The organism is Flavobacterium sp. LC2016-23 (genome assembly GCF_009674775.1).
GTDB lineage: Bacteria > Bacteroidota > Bacteroidia > Flavobacteriales > Flavobacteriaceae > Flavobacterium.
This window is the reverse complement of the sequence record NZ_WKKE01000004.1, coordinates 146,528-164,467: the sequence shown is the minus strand read 5'-3', so window position 1 is coordinate 164,467 and position 17,940 is coordinate 146,528. Positions and strand designations below refer to the sequence as shown.

The following is a 17,940-nucleotide window of genomic DNA, read 5'->3' as shown; positions in this document are numbered from 1 at the left end:
CTTTCTTCTATGCTCTTTCCTCTATTTTCTATTTTCTATTTTCTATTTTCTTTCTCTTAAACCCTGTTATAATCCGCTTTCCAGTGCACAATTGCTTTTTTGATGGCGGTTCCGGTCAGGTTGTTTTTAAGAGTGTCTTCTACAAGTGGTAACAACTCATCGTCCGGGGCAAATCGCAGGGCGAAGATCTGATCGTCGGTTAATTTATATTCAAATTCCTCGAATCTTTTTCCCGAAAGTGTAAAATACCGATACCGAAGTTCGAGTCTGACAATTCTGTTTTGCAGCGTTAAGGCATAATGCTGGCGCAACATAAAAGCAAGGCAAAACAAAAAGATAAACCCAACACTGATAAAGGCCCAGATTAACTTTTCATCTTCGGTACAGGCAAAGTAAATACTGCCAATTAAAAATGCAGTCAGAATCGGGTAGTATACAAAATGGTGAGGAGGATAAAACCGAATATGATTTTGGTACGTTTGAATTTTCATAATAATTTGGTTTAGGAGAGATGTGGTAAAAGTATAAAAGCTATTCTAATAAAAGAATAGCTTTTTTTTCAAAATAAACTAACAACCAATATTTTATAATTTAAATCTTTGAATGTAATTTATAAGAGTGAGTTTTTATAAATACTAAGAATTTAAATTATTTCAATACCTTAAAACCTTTTGGTAAAATTATCGGATTACCTCAGGAGACTGTTACATTTTAAACTGATAATCTTATACAATTCAAATATCATATCGATTTTTCTAAAAGTGAAGTAATGACTTTCCATTCCTCTAATTTAGATTCAAAAGACTTACTGGCATTTGCCGGGCTTGAAGAAGGTAAAGTAAGAAGTTGATATGTTTTTTCCATCTGAACATATTTTTTAAAAAAGGCAGCTGCTTTTTGTCCGTTAAAAAGGATGGTTGTAATGTTGGGGTGCTCCTCTAAAAACAATTCAAAGTCATTGGCAATTTCATTTTTTATGGCACTGTCTAAACTTCCTACTCTGTCGCAAAATTGTAAAACGTCCCACAGGGCAATTTTATGTTTTATCAGAATTGTTTTTTTAGTTTCATAATCGGATGATATATTTTCTTTTAAAATGGTGAAGATAAACTTCCAGAAATTATTCTGGGCATGGCCATAATATTGATTTAATTCCAGCGACTTTGTTCCGGGCATTGTGCCCAGTATCAAGAGGTTAGCGTCCTTAGCGCTTATGGGTGAGAAAGAAAAACTTTTCATGTTTTTTATTAGAGTAGATAGTTGTATTTAAGGTAGTCATTTAGAGTTAATTATAAAACAATTTACAAAAATTATATAACAACTTTCCCTCTTGTTTATTGCAACTTTGAATTAGATATTTTAAAGAATTTCTGTACAAACGGGAAATCCCTTTTTAATGATCGATAAGTAGCAGATTATCAAATTTTAAATACAGGCAAAATGAAAGTAGTTACTATAAATACAGAGAAAATTAAAGATATTTTTGAAGCTTTGACTTTGAATATTGGAGGTAAAGTAACTTTTGATTTAGACGAATATACTTTAGAGTTCAATAATAGTTTCGCTAAAGGGTCTATTATCGGATCTTCCTTTAATGATGCTATTTCCTATGTTCAGTTTGATATGACTTTTTCTGCAGAAGTAAGGATGAATATCACAAATCCAAAATCATCGCCTGTTTACTTTGCTTATTGCTCAAAAGGAAACTTGTCCCATAGTTTTGGAATTCTGGGGGAAGAGAAAAAACTAAAAACCTTTCAGACCGCTATTCTTTCTTCCAAAAAAGAAGATGAAAATGTTTTGTTTTTTGAAAAAGATATCAAAACTAAATTTACGCTGATTATTGTTGGAACTCATCTGGCTGAAAAAAATCAGACTAATTCGCTGAATGTAAAAGTAAAAGAAACGTTTTTTGAAAATAGTGTACGGGAAGATTTCTTTTATCTGGGTTCTTATAATTTGAGAATCGGTGAAAAAATAGAACAATTAAATGCGGTAACCCAAACAGGTATTGTTCGGAATTTACTGAAAGAAGGTATTTTACGAATTATCCTGGCTATGGAAATTCAGCAGCATACTGACGATTTGGCTGCTAAATCCAAAGAGACCAATTGTCTGACTTTAAGAGAAATGGAAGAAATAAAAGAACTTTCAGAAGTTATAAAAGCAAACCCCGAAGAAGCCTTTACTATAAAATCATTAAGCAAAAAATCCGGTTTGTCTCCAAATAAACTGCAGGAAGGTTTTAAGATGATTCATAATCGTACCGTTAATGATTATATCACCCATATGAGAGTTTTAAAAGCTGAAGTCCTAATCAGAACTTCCGATTTAAATATTTCAGAAATAGTATATTGTATAGGATTTACCAGCAGAAGTTACTTCTCTAAAATCTTCAAACAAAAATTCAATTGCAGTCCGAAAGAATACAAATTCAATTTGAATCCGTTGGCTATTACAGCTTGATTTATATAAGGTTCTAAGTCACTAAGAGGCTAAGATTCTAAGTTTTTTTTCTTATTAAAATTAGGAGCTCAGCACCTTAGTACCTAAAAAAACAATTTGAACCCTTTGCTTATTATATCTTGATTTATATAAGGTTCTAAATTACTAGGAAGCTAAGACTCTAAGAAAAAAGCTTAGAAACTTAGTCACTCAGCACCTTAGTATCTTAAAAAAAAACATATATTTGCATAACTAATTATGTAATCAACTATAAAATGGGTTTTTTTGATAAAGTAGGCAAGGTGGCTTTGGGAAGCCGTCTGCGATTGATGACTGCAGCAATTACAGATGATGCAGCCAAAATATACAATTTGTATGGGCTTAATTTTATGCCAAAATGGTTTCCGGTTTTTTATATGCTGATGGAAGAAAGAGAAATCACCATCACTGAAATCGCTAATAAGATTGGACATTCGCAACCGTCGGTGAGTAAAATTATTCAGGAAATGACAACGGCAGGCCTGGTTCAGGAAAATTTAAAAACAACCGACAAACGCAGAAACAGTGTTGCTCTTACAGAACAGGGGATATTTATTTCGAAAGAATTAAAACTCCAGTGTATTGATGTTGAAGCGGCTGTGGAATCTTTGATAACAGAATCAAACCATAATCTATGGGCTGCACTCGAAGAATGGGAGTTTTTACTGGAACAAAAATCACTGCTGAAAAGAGTAATTGAAAATAAAAAAATTCGAGAAAGCCAGGACGTTCAGATTGTCGCCTTTGAACCAAAGTATCTTGACGCTTTTAAAGCCCTGAACGTAGAATGGATTTCAACTTATTTTGAAATGGAAGAAGCCGATTATAAAGCCTTAGACAATCCGCAGGAATATATTCTGGACAAGGGCGGTAAAATTTTTGTGGCTTTATACCAAGATGAACCTGTTGGAGTCTGTGCCTTAATCAAAATGAAGGATGAAAACTACGATTTTGAAATGGCAAAAATGGCGGTTTCACCAAAAGCACAAGGAAAAAACATAGGCTGGCTATTAGGGCAGGCTATTGTAAAGAGCGCAAAAGAACAGGGAGCGAAGAAAATATACCTGGAGAGTAATACGATCCTTAAACCCGCAATCAGTTTGTATCATAAAATGGGATTCCAGAAAGTTTCGGGTCTTGCAACACCTTATAAACGCTGTAATATACAGATGGAGTTGGTTATTTTATAAAGGTGCTGAGGTTCTAAGTTGCTAAGAAAAAAACTTAGTGCCTTAGCAGCTTAGAACCTTAGAACCTCAAAGAACTATCTATGAAACCTATAATAGTCTAAATCCTTATGTTTCTTACCTTCAATAGAACATAAAACCGAATTCATTCCGATGACACTGAAGGTAATTCCGTTTCCTCCGAAACCTAAAACGTAATGTTCGTTTTTATTCGGATCTGGTTTTCCGAAATAAGGTAAACCATCCTTTGTTTCTCCAAAAGTGCCTGCCCAGGAATAATCAATTTTAAAATCGATATTCGGGAATTTTCTTTCGAATTTTTTCAATAAAAATTGTTCTTTTTTAGGTAGTAGCTTATCTCTCTTTTTCGGATCCTTAAAATCTTCGTCACCCCCGCCCATAATGATTCGGTTGTCCTGCGTACTTCGAAAATATAAATACGGAGATGAGGTGTCCCAAAAGATCGCATTCTTAAAAGCTTTTGGTAAATCCGGAAGACTCTCTGAAGTAATTACATAGGTGCTTTTTAAGTCAACAACCTTTTCCGTGAGTGTTTCGGTGCTTTCATAGCCGCTGCAGTGTATAATATGATCAGCTGTAATTTTACATTTGTTCTCTGTATGTGCAATCAGTTTTCCTTTTTGATCCTGAGTTGAAGTAATATTGGTACGATCCAGAATTTGCATTCCTTTTTTCTCGCAATAGCGGATTAAATCCTGGGCCAGTTTGTACGGGTCCATTACGGCCGCAGTATGAGATTCAATAGCTGCTATGGCATTCACGCCTAATTTTTCTAGATCCCATTTTTCCAGCCAGTTTACATCGAAACCATTTTCTTTTCTTGATTTAAATTCGGCTTTCAAAAAAGGAAGATCCTTTTTTAAGGAACAGAAATAAATGCTTTTTTTGAATTCAAACTCGCAGTCGCTCTTTATGGTATCGATTATATTCCGCAAGTCAAAAATGGCTTTTTTTCCATTCTTGTAACTATCAACAGCACATTCTAATCCCCTGATTTTTATTAATTCATGCAAAGACACATCTATTTCATATTGAAGCAGGGCGGTACTCGCAGCAGTACTGCCGTTGCAAATATCACGACGGTCTGTCATAATTACTTTTTTTCCTTCGTTGATGAGTTTATAAGCGATGAGCGCTCCGGTTATTCCGGCACCGATAATTAAAATTTCAGTCTCTAAATCTGAGTCTATTGACGGATAACTTACATCCATCGCATATTTTAATGGCCATAAGGTTTCTGTTGAACGTAGCTTCATTTTTTTGTGATGTTTTTGGTACGCATTTTTGTCCTGTTTTTATCTTTTCGTTCGTGTTGCTCATGCGCTTCTGCAATAGAATGCGATGTTCTTACACTTTCCTCTTTTTTGGCAAGTTCACTAAGTCTGTGATAATATTTTTGTACGATGATCATTTCTTCTTCGGTCATACTTTCAATATCCACCAGACTGTTGCTCGAATATTCGTTTGAAGCAACCAGTTCGTTTAATTTCAGCTGAATGGCCAATGAATCTTTATTCTGTGCCTTCTGAATTAAAAAGACCATCAGAAAAGTAATAATGGTTGTTCCGGTATTGATCACCAGTTGCCAGGTTTCAGAATAATCGAAAATGGGTCCAGATGCGGCCCAGACGACAACAATTAAAAAAGCCGTTATAAAAGCAGTAGTACTTCCGGCTGCCTTAGAAACATGTGAAGCGAATTTTTCGAATGCACTGGTGCCGTTCTTTTTTTTATTTTTCATTTCATTTAACTTTTTGTTTACTCACTTTTTCTTCCCGAATTACTTTATTGTTTTTTTCGTCATAGACGGCGTCGTTTATTTTTTGGCCTGTCTTACTGAAAATCTTGATTTTAGGAGCATCATGCGTTCCTGTAATGACAATTGGGAATCCGATAAGGCCAAATAGCGGAAGCCCTAAACGCATTCGTAAATCCAGTAATCCGTCAAAACTTGTCGTTCCCTTTATAGTCGGTCTAAAACCAGATACGGAGAAAGTAAAAGGCTCGATATGAATCAGATTGTTATCAATGCTTGATCTAATTTCAATGCCTTTCAGATCCGGATTATTTAAATCTTTCTGACCTGTGTGAGCACTTATTCCGTCAAATAATTTCATACCTTTTACCTGTACATCACGTAAATTCAGAATTCCGCCACCTTCCAGAGATTCATAAATAGGTCCCATATTTCCGTTCAGATCTCCCTTTATGTTATAATCTACAGAAATGATTCCCTGTGCTTTTTCGGCTGCACTAGCTATATCATGAAACATCGGAATTTCTTTATAAGCCCTTTGTACACTGAAATCTTTAGCGGTAAAATGAGCATCAAAATGTGCGGAGGTAGGTGATTCATCTTTATAACTGCCGTCAACACCCAAAAGGCAGTCGATAATGTTCAAAGTAGTTTTTTCCAGATAGAAATTACCTTTTGTAATACCTATTTTTCCCGAAATTTTATTGAAGATCAATCCATTGTATGCTACTTTGTCTACATTTGTTTTCAATCCGACCTCTAAATTTTTAGGAATAATGACCACACCACTCATTTTCGGATGATCTTCTTTGGCATAATCAACCTCAATATTCCGATCTTTATTATCTCCTTTTTCAAGTGCCATGAATTCATCTACATTGATCAGTTTTGATTTCATATTAAAATCCCCGGTCAGTGTTCCATTTGATTCCAGAAAGTAATTAATGGTATTCAGCAGGTATCCGTTAATGGCAAAGTCTGATTTTCCATAAGAAGCATCAAATTTTTCAAACCACATCTTCTCGTTTTGAAAACGGAAATTTCCTTGTTTGATAAAAAAAGCTTTTGGAAAAAGTTCCGATGTAGCCGTGATGTTTTTAAGGATTATGGTTCCTTTATTGTCTAATTTGTCATATTGTCCGTTGGTGGCATAACTTTGTTTTCCTTTTAGGGAAAGGTCTGCTTTTGCGTAGCCGGTTATATCAACACCTTTTCGGGAAAAGACTTTGTAAATACGTCCAACATTGAGTTCCCCTTTTATTTTAGCATTGTAGGCCAAATCACTAAAATCCGAAAGTGTCGCATTTACATACACCGGATTTCCTTCAAAGGCAAAAGAAGCAGGTGCCACAGAAACAATCAGATCCTTGAATGTTCCGGCTTTGTTGAGTACATTGGCGATAAAGGTAATGTCGGTAATTGGATTTGGATACGATTCTGTTTTAAGCCAGCCGTTTCGCAATGAAATTCCGCCAATCGTTTTAGGGAATAGTTTTTTTGAGCTACTGAAAGTTCCTCTTGCCTGAATATTGGTTTTTAAGATTCCTTTTAACTCAAGCGAAGTCAAACCCAAAGCAGCATCAACCGTGGCGAGGTCCAGAGCACCTTTTACGCTTGCGTTTACATCCATTTCGGTAAAGCCTTTGCTATGAAGATAGGCATTGAAATAATCTTTTTCCCCTACTTTAAATTGAAGTGTACTTAAATTAATGAGCAGTTTTTCAACATCAAGCGAAGGCATGATAGCACTCAGGTTCATCTGAAAATCTGTTAGCGGAGCGGGGGCATTTTGATAATTTATGGCGCCTTTGTCAATTTTGAGATTAAACGCTAAATCCGGTTTTTGCTTTTTGGCGACGTTATAATTTCCCTTAAAAGTAAAAAGCAGGTCACTGTTGCCTGAAATTTCGGTTTCGTTCATCCACGTTAAATATTCCGGAGGCATTACAGAGAATAAATCTTTTAAGGTTGTTTTCTCTGATGCCGCTTTGATGTTGATTTTGTACCCATCTCTTAAAATGGTTAATAATCCGGTAAATTTGAGCGGGAGTTTATTGATTTTTAATTCATTTTTCTGAAGAATAAACGAAAGGGCATGTGTATTGATCCGGGTAATTAAATTAGCGCGCAGTTCTTTTTTTCTCAGGTAAGCGGTTCTGTTGTAATAGAAATCTACGCTGTCAATTTTTGCATCTGTATTTAGATCAAAAATATCTTCGCTTAAGTTTCCTTTTCCAATATAATTAAAACCTTTGGCATCTACCAGAATTTTAGCGGAACGATCGTTGTATTTAATATGACAGTCTTCGAGGTCAATTCGTTCCAGTCTGATGGCAGTTCCTTCTTCAGCACCTCCTTTTTGATTTTTTTTATCTTCAGGAGCAATATAAATATTATAATTGGCTTGTCCTTTTTGGTTGACCATAACATTTATTAAGGCCCTGGAAACATATAGTTTATTGATTTTAACTTCATTGTCGAAAATCAGCCTTTTAAGGTTGATTCCAAAAGCCACCTGTTCTGCTTTCAATAAAGTATCATTGCCAAAAGGAGCAGAGCCTGTCATTGACAAATCATCTAAAGAGACGGTTAAAGAGGGGAAATGGGTAAAAAAAGAAAGTCGGGATTTCGTGAAATCCATTTTGGTATCCAGGCGCTCGTTGGCAATTTTCTTTACTTCAGAAGCGACTTTTCCGGGAAATAAAAGCGGAATCAGGAATAATAACAACAGAATTCCTGCCAGTACTATTCCTGTTATTTTTAAAAATTTAAAGGCGGTATGTCGGAATGAAAATGGCATGTACAATAGATTTAAAAATTCATATTCAGGATTGAAGCGTTACTCCATACATAAAACCGAAGATTTTAATTTTGAAAAACGCAGCGTTCTGATACATTTCCCAAATCACATTTCAAAAAGGAATTATTTTTTCTCTTTTTGAGCTTCTGCTTTTTTAGCCTCTTCTTCTTTTTGTTTTTCCTCTTTCTCTTTTTGTTCTTTCTCCTTTTTCTCTTTTTCTTTTTCAGCTTTTTCCTGTTGCTCTTCTTTTTTCTCTTTTATTTCTTCCTGTTTTTTCGCTTTTTCTTTCTCTTTTTTCTTGTAGTAGCCTCTAAGCAGGAAATTGCTTTTTGCAGCTTCCATATTCTGACTAAAACCTTTGGTTCCGCTTTCCAGATTAGAGAGTGTATTAGAAACACTTGCAGCCATTTTATCATCTCGGACCAATCGGGCCAAAGCTCCGTTTCCGTTATTCATGCTGTGGCTGAAAATGGCAAGTTCATCGGTGATGACGGCAGCATTATCAACACTTTTCTTAACGCTTTTCATTAAATCCTGCATCTCAATGCCGTTAATAGAAGCAATTGCACCGTTATTTTCAATCACTTTAGTAGATTTCACTCCCGGAGAAATAGTCAGGACTTTATCGCCCATTAAACCATCAGAACCAATACTGGCACGGGCATCTGTTTTAATAAATTCGCGGACATCATCTTTTATAACCATTGAAACAACCACAGAAGAATCGTTTATTAACTGTATTTCTTCAACTGTCCCGATATTGATTCCTGAAAAACGAACATTATTTCCCACCTCTAAACCGCTAACCGTTTTAAATTGTGATGTGATGTGAAATGTTGATCCAAAAAGATTTTTTTGTTTTCCGATGAAATAAATTGCCATTATAAAAAGCAACAATCCAACTGTTACAAACATTCCCAATTTCCAAGTATATCCAGATTGCTTATCCATGATTTCTAATTTTATTTTTTAAGTTTATTCAAAAAAAGAGCGTACCCACTCGTCTTCGCTTTTCTCCAGTTCTTCGTAAGTTCCTTCAGCATGTATTACACCCTCTTTTAAAACCATAATGCGGTCTGCAGTACGTTTTGCACAGGCCATATCGTGTGTAATAATGATTGATGTTGTTTTACGCTTGTTTTTTATATCTACTATCAGCTCACTGATTTCTCTCGATGTAATAGTGTCCAGTCCTGTTGTGGGCTCGTCGTATAAAATAATTTCGGGTTTAAGAATTAAAGTTCTGGCCAGTCCAATTCTTTTTTGCATGCCGCCTGATAATTCAGAAGGCATTTTGTTTATTGCATCGCTTAAACCTACATTATCCAGTGCTTCAACCACTTCCGCTTCAACTTCTTCCGGAGTTAAATCGCTTTTATGTTTTTTCAGTGTAAAAGCTAAATTTTCACGAACGGACATGGAATCGTACAAAGCACCACTCTGAAATAAAAATCCAATTCGGACTCTGATTTCATTAAGTTCTTTTTTGCTGAGATTCAGTACATTTTCATCGAATACTTTTATTTCTCCTTTGTCAGGTTCAATCAAGCCTACGATGCATTTTATGGTTACTGATTTTCCCGAGCCTGAGCGTCCCAATATCACAAGGTCTTCACCCTGATTAACCGTAAGATTGACGCCTTTTAAAATCGTATTATTTTTGCCAAATGTTTTGTGCAGATTTTTAATCTCGATTATGGGCGTTTTACTTTTTGCCTTTGGTTCTTTTGGTGTATTTTTCTCTTCCTTAATCATCTCTAAAAAAATAAGTCGGTTATTTGAACAGCTACCATGTCAATTATAAAAATGGCCAGTGAAGCGGTTACAACAGCAGAATTTGCTGCTCTTCCCACACTTTCAGTTCCGTTGGAAGCATTAAATCCTTTATAGCATCCAATCATTCCAATAAAAAAACCAAAGAAAAAAGTCTTTATAATGGCCGGAAATAAATCCAGAAATTCTAATGATTGGAGAATTTGTGTCAGATAACGATAAAAATTTACATCACCGTGAATATTAATACCGATGTATCCGCCAATAATTCCGACAGCATCAGCAAAGAAGACCAATAACGGAACCATAAGGGTACAGGCTAAAATGCGGGTGACAACCAAATAATTGTACGGATTAATTGCCGAAACTTCCATGGCATCAATTTGCTCTGTTACTTTCATGGAGCCTAACTCAGCACCAATCCCTGAAGATATTTTTCCGGCACAGATCAAAGCCGTAATTACAGGAGCAATTTCACGAATTAACGAAAGTGCGACCATCCCCGGCAACCAGGATTCGGCTCCGAATTTTACCAGAGTTGGTCTTGATTGCAGCGTAAGAACCAGTCCCATGATAAAGCCTGTTATAGCCACCAGTGGTAATGACTTATATCCTATAAGATAGCATTGCTTCATGAATTCTTTTGCCTCATAAGGAGGTACAAAAACTTCCTTAAAAAACTGCTTTGCAAACAGGGTTGCATTACCTATCTCTTCGAATGTATTTTTTAAAGTGACAATCAAAATACTACTGTTTTAGTTAGTTAAATTTTTGAAAATTAATATTTTAACATATCTGTATTTTCCTTTGTTATTTAAGGATAAAATTACCTTAATAGTTAACAAAAATTCTTACACAACTTTTTTGGATGTTTATATAATTTACATAACAGCACAATAATTTTGGAAAGTTAACGTTGCCTAAACACTTCCGAAAAACAAAAAATCCCTTTGTGAAAAAGGGATTTTAAGAGTAAACGGCAAATGATTTGTTTACTTAGTTAAATGTGTAGTTTAAAAATAGTTAAGAGTTAATGGCAATGTTGTTTTTTGCTTTCATTAACGGAATTACTTTACTGTCGGATAGCTTTAAATTTTCCATTATTAATCTGGCGGTCAGATAACATACTGTTGATTCGGCACCCTGATTCAGGTTTACATTTTCTTTTTCCAGTCCATCGTATCCGCCTCCGCTTACCGGATTATACATGATTTGATTTAAGTGATTTTTTCCTAAAAACCAGTTAAAGGCAATTTTCATCTGTTCTTTGTATTCCGGATTTTTAAAGGCGTTGTAAAATGAGTTTAGTGTCTGAATCATATAGGAAACATCAATGGGCTGTTCGCCATATTCCTGTGGTTCTGAATCTTTGTGGTACCAGCCGTTGTTTGAAATTACTTTGAAGTTATCGCCATTATAAGTTTTTGAAATTAGAAAATCCAATGATTCTAAAGCAACTTTTTTATAGATAGGTTTATTGGTCACCAGATAGGCGTATAGCATGGATTCCGGCAGAATTCCGTTTCCATAAGTCATATAATTTTCGAACCATTTCCAGTCTTTTGTCGCATGGATTTCATAGTTAGAAAGCAATTTGGCATTCAGTTTATTGATAATCGCGGCGACATATAAATTAGGAACGACGCTGTGATATAAATACAGCCCTTTTGTAGCAAAACCTATAGAACGCGGTGACTGAATAGTTTCAGCCCATTTTAAAGAATTTAATAAACATTTGGAAGCTTTCTTCACAATGGAGTCCGGCAGAATTGCGGAATGTGAAACCACTGTTCCCAAGGCCCAGATACCGCGTGCATTTGAATCTTCGAGATTTACTTCTGCATTTTGCTCAATATGTTCCCTGTTATTTTCATCAACATAATTCATGAAATTACCTTTCGGTTTCTGACAGCGTTCTATAAAATCGAGGTAAATTAAAATGTAAGGCAGATCATCTTTGTCTCCCGTTAGCTTATAGTGCATGCAAACTGCGACCAAAGCTCTTGCATTATCATCCAGCGTATAACCGGAAGAAATATCAGGAATAGAAATTTTGCTGAACTGGATAATACCAAGTTCGGTAGTCATTTTTTTGAGGTGAGCCAACCGAATGGAAGGATAGCTATACTTGATTTCATACGTTTTATCCATCAGTTTTTTATAGGTATTCATGTGTGTAATCCCTACATTTTCCCAGGAAGAAGCCCGTGTTTTTCTGAAGGCATTTTTCCCCATTTCTTCTCTAAGATTTTCATCATTAAGTATTTTAATGGCAGCTGCAGCAAACTGATTTTCATCTCCAATATCGACTAAGATTCCTGAATCTTCTGTCAGAACTTCTTTGGTATGCGGAATTTTTGAAGCGACTATCGGGCAGGCACAGCTCATGGCATAAGAAAAAGTACCGCTTACAGCCTGATTCGGATCTTTGGAAGTAAACATATAAATGTCTGTTGCCTGCAGATATTCTAAAAGTTCATTTGTTTCAAGATATTGGTTTATAAAACGAACATTGTCATGTAATTCTAATTCATTAACAATGCCTTCAAGTTTTTCACGGTACGTATCAACTCCGTCAATAATTAAATTTGGATGTGTTCTTCCAATAATTAAATAAAGTGCGTTAGGTGTGTTTTCTACAATTTTACCTAAAGCCCTTAAACCCGTTTCGATATTTTTTCCCTCACCTAAAAGTCCAAAAGTAGATAAAACAGTCCTGTCTTCAAATCCTAACTTTGCTTTAGCTGTTTCCGGTGCTTCGTACACCACAACGTGAGTTCCGTGAGATATTGTGGTGATGAATTCTTTTGGAATATCATAATCATTAATCAATATTTCTTCAGATCTGTTTGTCATAACAAATACTGAATTACTGTACGTAAGAAGTAATTTTACAAATGTTCTTAATTCGTTGTTAGGACCGGGAAGCACTGTGTGAAATGTAAAAGTTACCGGTTTCCTGATTACATTTAAGAAATCTAATAAATGATCACCGTAGTTTCCTGAAAACAAACCAAATTCATGTTGAATATGAACCAGTTTAATACTTTCATCTGCATTCATTTCTTCGGCAACGCGAGTATAATCTTCTCTTTTTTTCGTGTTTAAGGTAAAGGCCTGTGTTGGTTTTGCATTTGGTTTGTCGACCAGTTCACAAATTTCACAAGTAACAGACTTACCATATACATCGGTAATTCCTTTGATTGTATCCTGCGTATAGGTAGCTATTCCACATTGTGTTGGTGGAAAAGTAGATAGAAAAACTATTTTTAATTTAGTGGATAGTGCTTTCATGGGGATTATTTTTTAATTCATTTAGTAATTATTAAAGATCACAAAGGCAATTATAAGTATGTCATCTTTCTTCTAAAATGACAACCTTATTTTTGTAGCCAATTTCATCTTTCGGGCATCTGATTTTATAATGTTTAAAATTAGAACGAACATAAAGGTACGATTAATCCAATCCGCTAAAAAATTAACTCTAAAGCATTTACATGGAAATTCTGTAAGAAATAAATTGAAATTCTGATAATTGTGCAACATTCCCGGAATTATTGTATTTTCTGTTTGATTGCGCTAATAAAAAAATGGATAGAGTTAAAGGAAGCTGTTTTTTAAAAAGAAATTTGATATAACAAATCAGACCTCATAAGTCATTTTATAAACTAAAAATCAAATCATATGTTACGTTGGACAGTCATTTTTATTATTCTTGCTATAATTGCCGGAATATTTGGCTTTGGTGGAATTGCCGCCGGAGCTGCTAGTATTGCAAAAGTTTTATTCTTCATATTTTTAGTCTTATTCGTTATTTCATTAATAAGCGGAAGAACAAAAGTGTAGTAGTAAGTCATTAATCTTATAAATTAAAAGCGTCGCGAGTTGTTACTTACGACGCTTTTAGTTTTTATATAAAAATTAGATGATTAGATAATTAGATAATGTGATAATGTGAGAATGTGAGAATGTGAGAATGTGAGAATGTGCGACCGAGACTGAGACTGCCACTGCTATTTCGGCCGCTCATGAGACTGAGACTGAGACTGTCACTGAGACTGCTTTACTTTTCTATCACAACTTTACCAATCGCCTGCAACTGATTTAAATGTCTCTGGATGTGAATGAGTGCAAAACTAACCCATTCGTAAATGGTAAATTTGCCGAAACCGGGAACTTCAGAATCCAGACAGGTTAAGGTTAAATCATAGGTTTCGGAAACATTTAATAATTCCTTTTCAATTTTTAAAAGAGATAGTGTTAATGTATTTTTGTTATACGTTATATCTGACGGAATAATAGCTTCCGGTGATTTCATTTTTAGATCGTAATTGAAGAAAAGAGCTTCAATATCTTTCACTTTTTGGTCTGGTTTTCCGGACTTTTTTTCGGTTTTACCGGCACACATTTCCGGAAAACCGGAACATCCCATAATCAAATGCTGTATCACTTGCCCGGCGGTCCAGCTTCCTTCAAACGGAACTGTATTGAGTTCTGTTTCAGAAAAAGAGGCGAGTTTGTAGTTTAATTCTTTAAATGTGTCGATTACATTCTTTTGAAGTTCCGCTTTCATTTTTTCTGATTTAGAAATTATTTTTTTACAGATGTAATCCACCAGACATTACCAAAAGGATCCGTTACCCCACAGGCTCTGCCATAATCCTGGTCACCTGGCGGCATAAGAACTGTTGCACCGGCCTGAACTGCTTTTTCAAAAGTTGCATCGGTATCCGGGACATATATAAACAAGTTTGCGGTTTGTTTTTTCCAGTCTTTAGATTCATCTGTAACCATGATGGTGCTTCCGTCAATACGTATTTCGGCATGCATTACAGTTCCGTCGTCCCGAAGCGATGACTGGCCGGAGGTTTCGGCATTAAAAACATTTTTGGTAAAATCTATAAATTGTAATGCGCCCTCTAAAATTAAATAGGGCATTATTGACTGATGGCCGGCAGGTAATTTCATAGGTATAGTATTTAACGATTAATAACAATTAATGCTTTAGATGATATCTAAAAGTTATGATTTACGTTTTAGCTATAATAATACTTCACAATCATATCCATACGAGTTCACAACTTCAATTATTCTTTGGTTTGAAATTGATCCTGAATGAATCCTCAAAATCTTATCACAATCTTCAAGGTCAAAAGTAATGACGCTGTTTGGAAAATGTTCAAGAAGCTTCATTACAATCATTTTTGACTGCTCCATTTCCTGAACATTTGTTTTAAAAACTTCGATCATTGTTCCTGAAGTTTATAACGCGATATTTTTATGTCGCTCAATTTTATGATAATAAAAATAAGATATTAGAAGAATAACCAGAATGATTAATGGGAAAAAGGACTGAAATCCGAATCCGTCTACTGCGAAATGGCTTATAGAGGCAAATAAAAAGTCAAAAGTAAAACCGGCGTAAGCCCATTCCTTGATTCTGTTTGGCACTTGAGGAATAACCAGCGCCAAAACGCCCAACACTTTAAAAAACACCAGAGCATTACCGAAATATTCCGGATAGCCTAAATGCCTGATACCTTCTTTTGCCATTTCGGACTGGGAAGTAAGGGCCGGCATAACGCCTTCAAATAGAAAAATAATAATAGTCGTAATCCAGAAAATAATTTTTGCTTTCTTCATTGGTTTGTTTTTTAAATAGTTAAGTTAAATATTTAATACAAATCTACTACTGTTATTCTTTTTTTTGAATACGTATTTACGACTTTTTTAGGGGCATTTGCGACAGTTTTTTTTGGAAGGAGCAAAGGTTCAGAGTTGCAAAGGCTCAAAGGTTTTGGGGCGCTGAGTTGGAATTTGGGATTTGTAACCTGGAATTTTTTTGAAGAAGCAAAGGTTCAGAGTTGCAAAGGTTCAAAGGTTCGGGGCGCTGAGTTGGAATTTGGGATTTGTAACCTGGAATTTTTTTGAAGGTGCAAAGGTTCAGAGTTGCAAAGGTTCAAAGGTTCGGGGGCGCTGAGTTGGAATTTGGAATTTGTAACCTGGAATTTTTTTGAAGAAGCAAAGGTTCAGAGTTGCAAAGGTTCAAAGATTTTGGGGCGCTGAGTTTGAGTTTGGGATTTGTAACCTGGAATTTTTTTGAAGGAGCAAAGGTTCAGAGTTGCAAAGGTTCAAAGGTTTTGGGGCGCTGAGTTGGAATTTGGGATTTGCAACCTGGAATTTTTTTGAAGGTGCAAAGGTTCAGAGTTGCAAAGGTTCAAAGGTTTTGGGGCGGTGAGTTGGAATTTGGGATTTGGAATTTGCAACATTGAAACTTGATTTTGATTGCAGCGTTTCTGGTGTGATCCTTCGTTCCTCAGGATGACAAGATTGGGCTAAAAATTGTGGTTAAAAATCAAAAAAAATCCTTACAAACCCGCGTCATCCGCGTGCCCTGCCAACAGCAAAAAAAACGCTGCAAAATCGAAATCCTGCAGCGTCACTCAAATAAATAATTAAAAAACGGGTATTATTTCCAACCTCCGCCCAATGCACGATATAACTCGGTATTGGCGGCTAATTGTTCTCTTTTTAAGTTAGCCAGTTCTAACTCGCTTTGCAATAAATTAGCTTGTGCCGTTATGACTTCCAAATATTCGGCCATTCCGTTTTTGAATAACAGATTCGAATTTTTGATGGCCAGCTGTAATGTTTTGACACGTTCCTGAAGAAAAGTTTTTTGTTGTTCCAGTTTCTCCACTTTCACCAAAGCATCAGATACTTCGCTAACAGCCACCAGAACAGCCTGTCTGAAACTCAAAACCGCTTTCTCTCTTTCGGCTTTTGCAATATTGTATTGTGTTCTTACTCTTTTGTTATTGAGTAAAGGCTGGGTTAAACCTCCGGCAACAGTTCCGAATAAAGAAGCCGGAATGTTGAACCAATTGCTCGTTTCGAAAGAATTCACACCGCCCTGAGCTGTAATTCTAAGGGATGGATACAAGTCGGCTTTTGTAATGCCAACATTCGCATTGGCTATTTTTAAAGCTAACTCGGCACTTTTTACATCTGGTCTTCTGCTTACTAATGAAGACGGAATTCCGATTGCGGTATTGTTTTTTACTTCAATTGAACTTAAAAGAATACTTCTTCTTTTAGCGTTCGGAAAAGATCCTGTCAATACGCTTAAGGCATTTTCCTGAATCGCAATATTTTGTTCCAATAATGGAACCAGCTGTGCGGCACTTAACTTCTGTGCCTCCGATTGCTGAATGGCCAATGAAGTAACCTGTCCGGCATCGTATTTTAATTTGATGATATTGGTAGTACTGTCATTCAACTGCACATTTTTCTTAGCAATTTCCAATTGCGCATCCAGCATCAAAAGATTGTAATATCCTTTAGAAACATTGGCTACAATAGTAGTCTGCAATGCTTTTTTTACTTCTTCCGACTGTAGGTAACTGGCGAAAGCCCCTTTTTTCTGACTACGGATTTTACCCCAGATATCAGCTTCCCAGGAAAGTGTCGCTCCGGCAGAATAATCGTCAATGTGTTTCTGGCCTAATGCCTGGCTCAGGTTTTTTCCTGTAAAACTATTGTCAGACGGATTACTGGTACTTGCTGTTACGGATAAATTTACCTGAGGAACATTGTTCCATTTCGATTGTGTGAATCTGTACTGTGCAATTTCGATGTTTTTAACAGCGATTTGTAAATCGTTATTTCGGATTACCGCACTGTCGATTAATTCGATAATATCTTTTTCCGTAAAGAAATTTTTCCACTCCACATCACCGATACTTGTTGTATCTTTTGAAACCGATGCACTCCTGAAATTTTCAGGAAATGCATCTTTTGGAGTTTCAATATCCTTCGAAACCTTACAGGATATTACGGTAATGATCAGAATAGCGACCATCACGATTTTGGTTATATACTTTTTCATTTTATATGTTGTCATTAAATTTCTTTACAAG

The 17,940-nt window shown here is 35.7% G+C and carries 16 protein-coding genes; 3 read left to right on the top strand and 13 right to left on the bottom strand.

What is annotated here, in order from left to right; genetic code table 11:
• Positions 1-56: 56 nt before the first annotated feature.
• A complete protein-coding gene (locus tag GJU43_RS04815; protein ID WP_154339690.1) occupies positions 57-491 on the bottom strand; it encodes a DUF6526 family protein in 435 nt (144 codons plus the stop codon).
• Between the two features lie 250 nt (positions 492-741).
• On the bottom strand, positions 742-1,239 hold the full coding sequence (locus GJU43_RS04810) for a DNA-deoxyinosine glycosylase (protein ID WP_154339689.1): 498 nt from the start codon (positions 1,237-1,239) through the stop codon (positions 742-744).
• A gap of 201 nt (positions 1,240-1,440) precedes the next feature.
• Between GJU43_RS04810 and GJU43_RS04805 the strand changes: the two genes are divergently transcribed.
• Complete coding sequence (locus GJU43_RS04805) at positions 1,441-2,466, top strand: AraC family transcriptional regulator (protein WP_154339688.1); 1,026 nt, start codon at positions 1,441-1,443, stop codon at positions 2,464-2,466.
• 254 nt (positions 2,467-2,720) lie between these two features.
• The gene (locus GJU43_RS04800) at positions 2,721-3,674 is read left to right on the top strand and encodes a GNAT family N-acetyltransferase (RefSeq protein ID WP_154339687.1); all 954 of its coding nucleotides are present in this window, start codon (positions 2,721-2,723) and stop codon (positions 3,672-3,674) included.
• 74 nt (positions 3,675-3,748) lie between these two features.
• Here GJU43_RS04800 and GJU43_RS04795 read toward each other — a convergent pair whose 3' ends face one another.
• From GJU43_RS04795 to GJU43_RS04765, 7 genes are all read right to left on the bottom strand, one after another.
• Positions 3,749-4,948, bottom strand: coding sequence for an FAD-binding oxidoreductase (locus GJU43_RS04795; protein WP_154339686.1), 1,200 nt, complete (start codon positions 4,946-4,948; stop codon positions 3,749-3,751).
• Positions 4,945-5,433 (bottom strand): low affinity iron permease family protein, encoded by a 489-nt coding sequence (locus tag GJU43_RS04790; RefSeq protein WP_154339685.1) that lies wholly within the window; start codon positions 5,431-5,433, stop codon positions 4,945-4,947. The genes GJU43_RS04795 and GJU43_RS04790 overlap by 4 nt, the downstream gene beginning before the upstream one ends.
• A gap of 1 nt (position 5,434) precedes the next feature.
• The gene (locus GJU43_RS04785; RefSeq protein ID WP_154339684.1) at positions 5,435-8,248 is read right to left on the bottom strand and encodes an AsmA-like C-terminal region-containing protein; all 2,814 of its coding nucleotides are present in this window, start codon (positions 8,246-8,248) and stop codon (positions 5,435-5,437) included.
• A 123-nt stretch (positions 8,249-8,371) separates the two neighbouring features.
• The gene (locus GJU43_RS04780; RefSeq protein ID WP_154339683.1) at positions 8,372-9,199 is read right to left on the bottom strand and encodes an MlaD family protein; all 828 of its coding nucleotides are present in this window, start codon (positions 9,197-9,199) and stop codon (positions 8,372-8,374) included.
• 24 nt (positions 9,200-9,223) lie between these two features.
• Positions 9,224-10,003, bottom strand: coding sequence for an ABC transporter ATP-binding protein (locus GJU43_RS04775; protein ID WP_154339682.1), 780 nt, complete (start codon positions 10,001-10,003; stop codon positions 9,224-9,226).
• Between the two features lie 2 nt (positions 10,004-10,005).
• Positions 10,006-10,764 carry an ABC transporter permease gene (locus tag GJU43_RS04770; RefSeq protein WP_154339681.1) on the bottom strand — a complete coding sequence of 253 codons (759 nt, stop codon included), beginning with the start codon at positions 10,762-10,764 and terminating at the stop codon, positions 10,006-10,008.
• Between the two features lie 280 nt (positions 10,765-11,044).
• Positions 11,045-13,315 carry a glycosyltransferase gene (locus GJU43_RS04765; RefSeq protein ID WP_154339680.1) on the bottom strand — a complete coding sequence of 757 codons (2,271 nt, stop codon included), beginning with the start codon at positions 13,313-13,315 and terminating at the stop codon, positions 11,045-11,047.
• Between the two features lie 390 nt (positions 13,316-13,705).
• On the opposite strand from GJU43_RS04765, the gene GJU43_RS04760 reads away from it, so the two are divergent.
• The gene (locus tag GJU43_RS04760) at positions 13,706-13,867 is read left to right on the top strand and encodes a DUF1328 family protein (protein WP_047777346.1); all 162 of its coding nucleotides are present in this window, start codon (positions 13,706-13,708) and stop codon (positions 13,865-13,867) included.
• Between the two features lie 217 nt (positions 13,868-14,084).
• Here the strand turns inward: GJU43_RS04760 and GJU43_RS04755 are convergent, their stop codons facing one another.
• The 4 genes from GJU43_RS04755 to GJU43_RS04740 all read right to left on the bottom strand — a co-directional run bounded on the left by GJU43_RS04755 (position 14,085) and on the right by GJU43_RS04740 (position 17,909).
• A complete protein-coding gene (locus GJU43_RS04755) occupies positions 14,085-14,594 on the bottom strand; it encodes a DinB family protein (protein WP_154339679.1) in 510 nt (169 codons plus the stop codon).
• A gap of 17 nt (positions 14,595-14,611) precedes the next feature.
• Positions 14,612-14,989 (bottom strand): VOC family protein, encoded by a 378-nt coding sequence (locus GJU43_RS04750; protein WP_154339678.1) that lies wholly within the window; start codon positions 14,987-14,989, stop codon positions 14,612-14,614.
• 294 nt (positions 14,990-15,283) lie between these two features.
• Positions 15,284-15,664 carry a DoxX family protein gene (locus GJU43_RS04745; protein WP_154339677.1) on the bottom strand — a complete coding sequence of 127 codons (381 nt, stop codon included), beginning with the start codon at positions 15,662-15,664 and terminating at the stop codon, positions 15,284-15,286.
• Between the two features lie 826 nt (positions 15,665-16,490).
• A complete protein-coding gene (locus GJU43_RS04740) occupies positions 16,491-17,909 on the bottom strand; it encodes a TolC family protein (RefSeq protein ID WP_154339676.1) in 1,419 nt (472 codons plus the stop codon).
• Between the last annotated feature and the right edge of the window lie 31 nt (positions 17,910-17,940).

Excerpts from the sequence above, each read along its gene's own strand:
- GJU43_RS04815 (WP_154339690.1), bottom strand. The coding sequence starts at position 491 with ATGAAAATTCAAACGTACCAAAATCATATTCGGTTTTATCCTCCTCAC.
- GJU43_RS04810 (WP_154339689.1), bottom strand. The coding sequence starts at position 1,239 with ATGAAAAGTTTTTCTTTCTCACCCATAAGCGCTAAGGACGCTAACCTC.
- GJU43_RS04805 (WP_154339688.1), top strand. The coding sequence starts at position 1,441 with ATGAAAGTAGTTACTATAAATACAGAGAAAATTAAAGATATTTTTGAA.
- GJU43_RS04800 (WP_154339687.1), top strand. The coding sequence starts at position 2,721 with ATGGGTTTTTTTGATAAAGTAGGCAAGGTGGCTTTGGGAAGCCGTCTG.
- GJU43_RS04795 (WP_154339686.1), bottom strand. The coding sequence starts at position 4,948 with ATGAAGCTACGTTCAACAGAAACCTTATGGCCATTAAAATATGCGATG.
- GJU43_RS04790 (WP_154339685.1), bottom strand. The coding sequence starts at position 5,433 with ATGAAAAATAAAAAAAAGAACGGCACCAGTGCATTCGAAAAATTCGCT.
- GJU43_RS04785 (WP_154339684.1), bottom strand. The coding sequence starts at position 8,248 with ATGCCATTTTCATTCCGACATACCGCCTTTAAATTTTTAAAAATAACA.
- GJU43_RS04780 (WP_154339683.1), bottom strand. The coding sequence starts at position 9,199 with ATGGATAAGCAATCTGGATATACTTGGAAATTGGGAATGTTTGTAACA.
- GJU43_RS04775 (WP_154339682.1), bottom strand. The coding sequence starts at position 10,003 with ATGATTAAGGAAGAGAAAAATACACCAAAAGAACCAAAGGCAAAAAGT.
- GJU43_RS04765 (WP_154339680.1), bottom strand. The coding sequence starts at position 13,315 with ATGAAAGCACTATCCACTAAATTAAAAATAGTTTTTCTATCTACTTTT.
- GJU43_RS04760 (WP_047777346.1), top strand. The coding sequence starts at position 13,706 with ATGTTACGTTGGACAGTCATTTTTATTATTCTTGCTATAATTGCCGGA.
- GJU43_RS04755 (WP_154339679.1), bottom strand. The coding sequence starts at position 14,594 with ATGAAAGCGGAACTTCAAAAGAATGTAATCGACACATTTAAAGAATTA.
- GJU43_RS04750 (WP_154339678.1), bottom strand. The coding sequence starts at position 14,989 with ATGAAATTACCTGCCGGCCATCAGTCAATAATGCCCTATTTAATTTTA.
- GJU43_RS04745 (WP_154339677.1), bottom strand. The coding sequence starts at position 15,664 with ATGAAGAAAGCAAAAATTATTTTCTGGATTACGACTATTATTATTTTT.
- GJU43_RS04740 (WP_154339676.1), bottom strand. The coding sequence starts at position 17,909 with ATGAAAAAGTATATAACCAAAATCGTGATGGTCGCTATTCTGATCATT.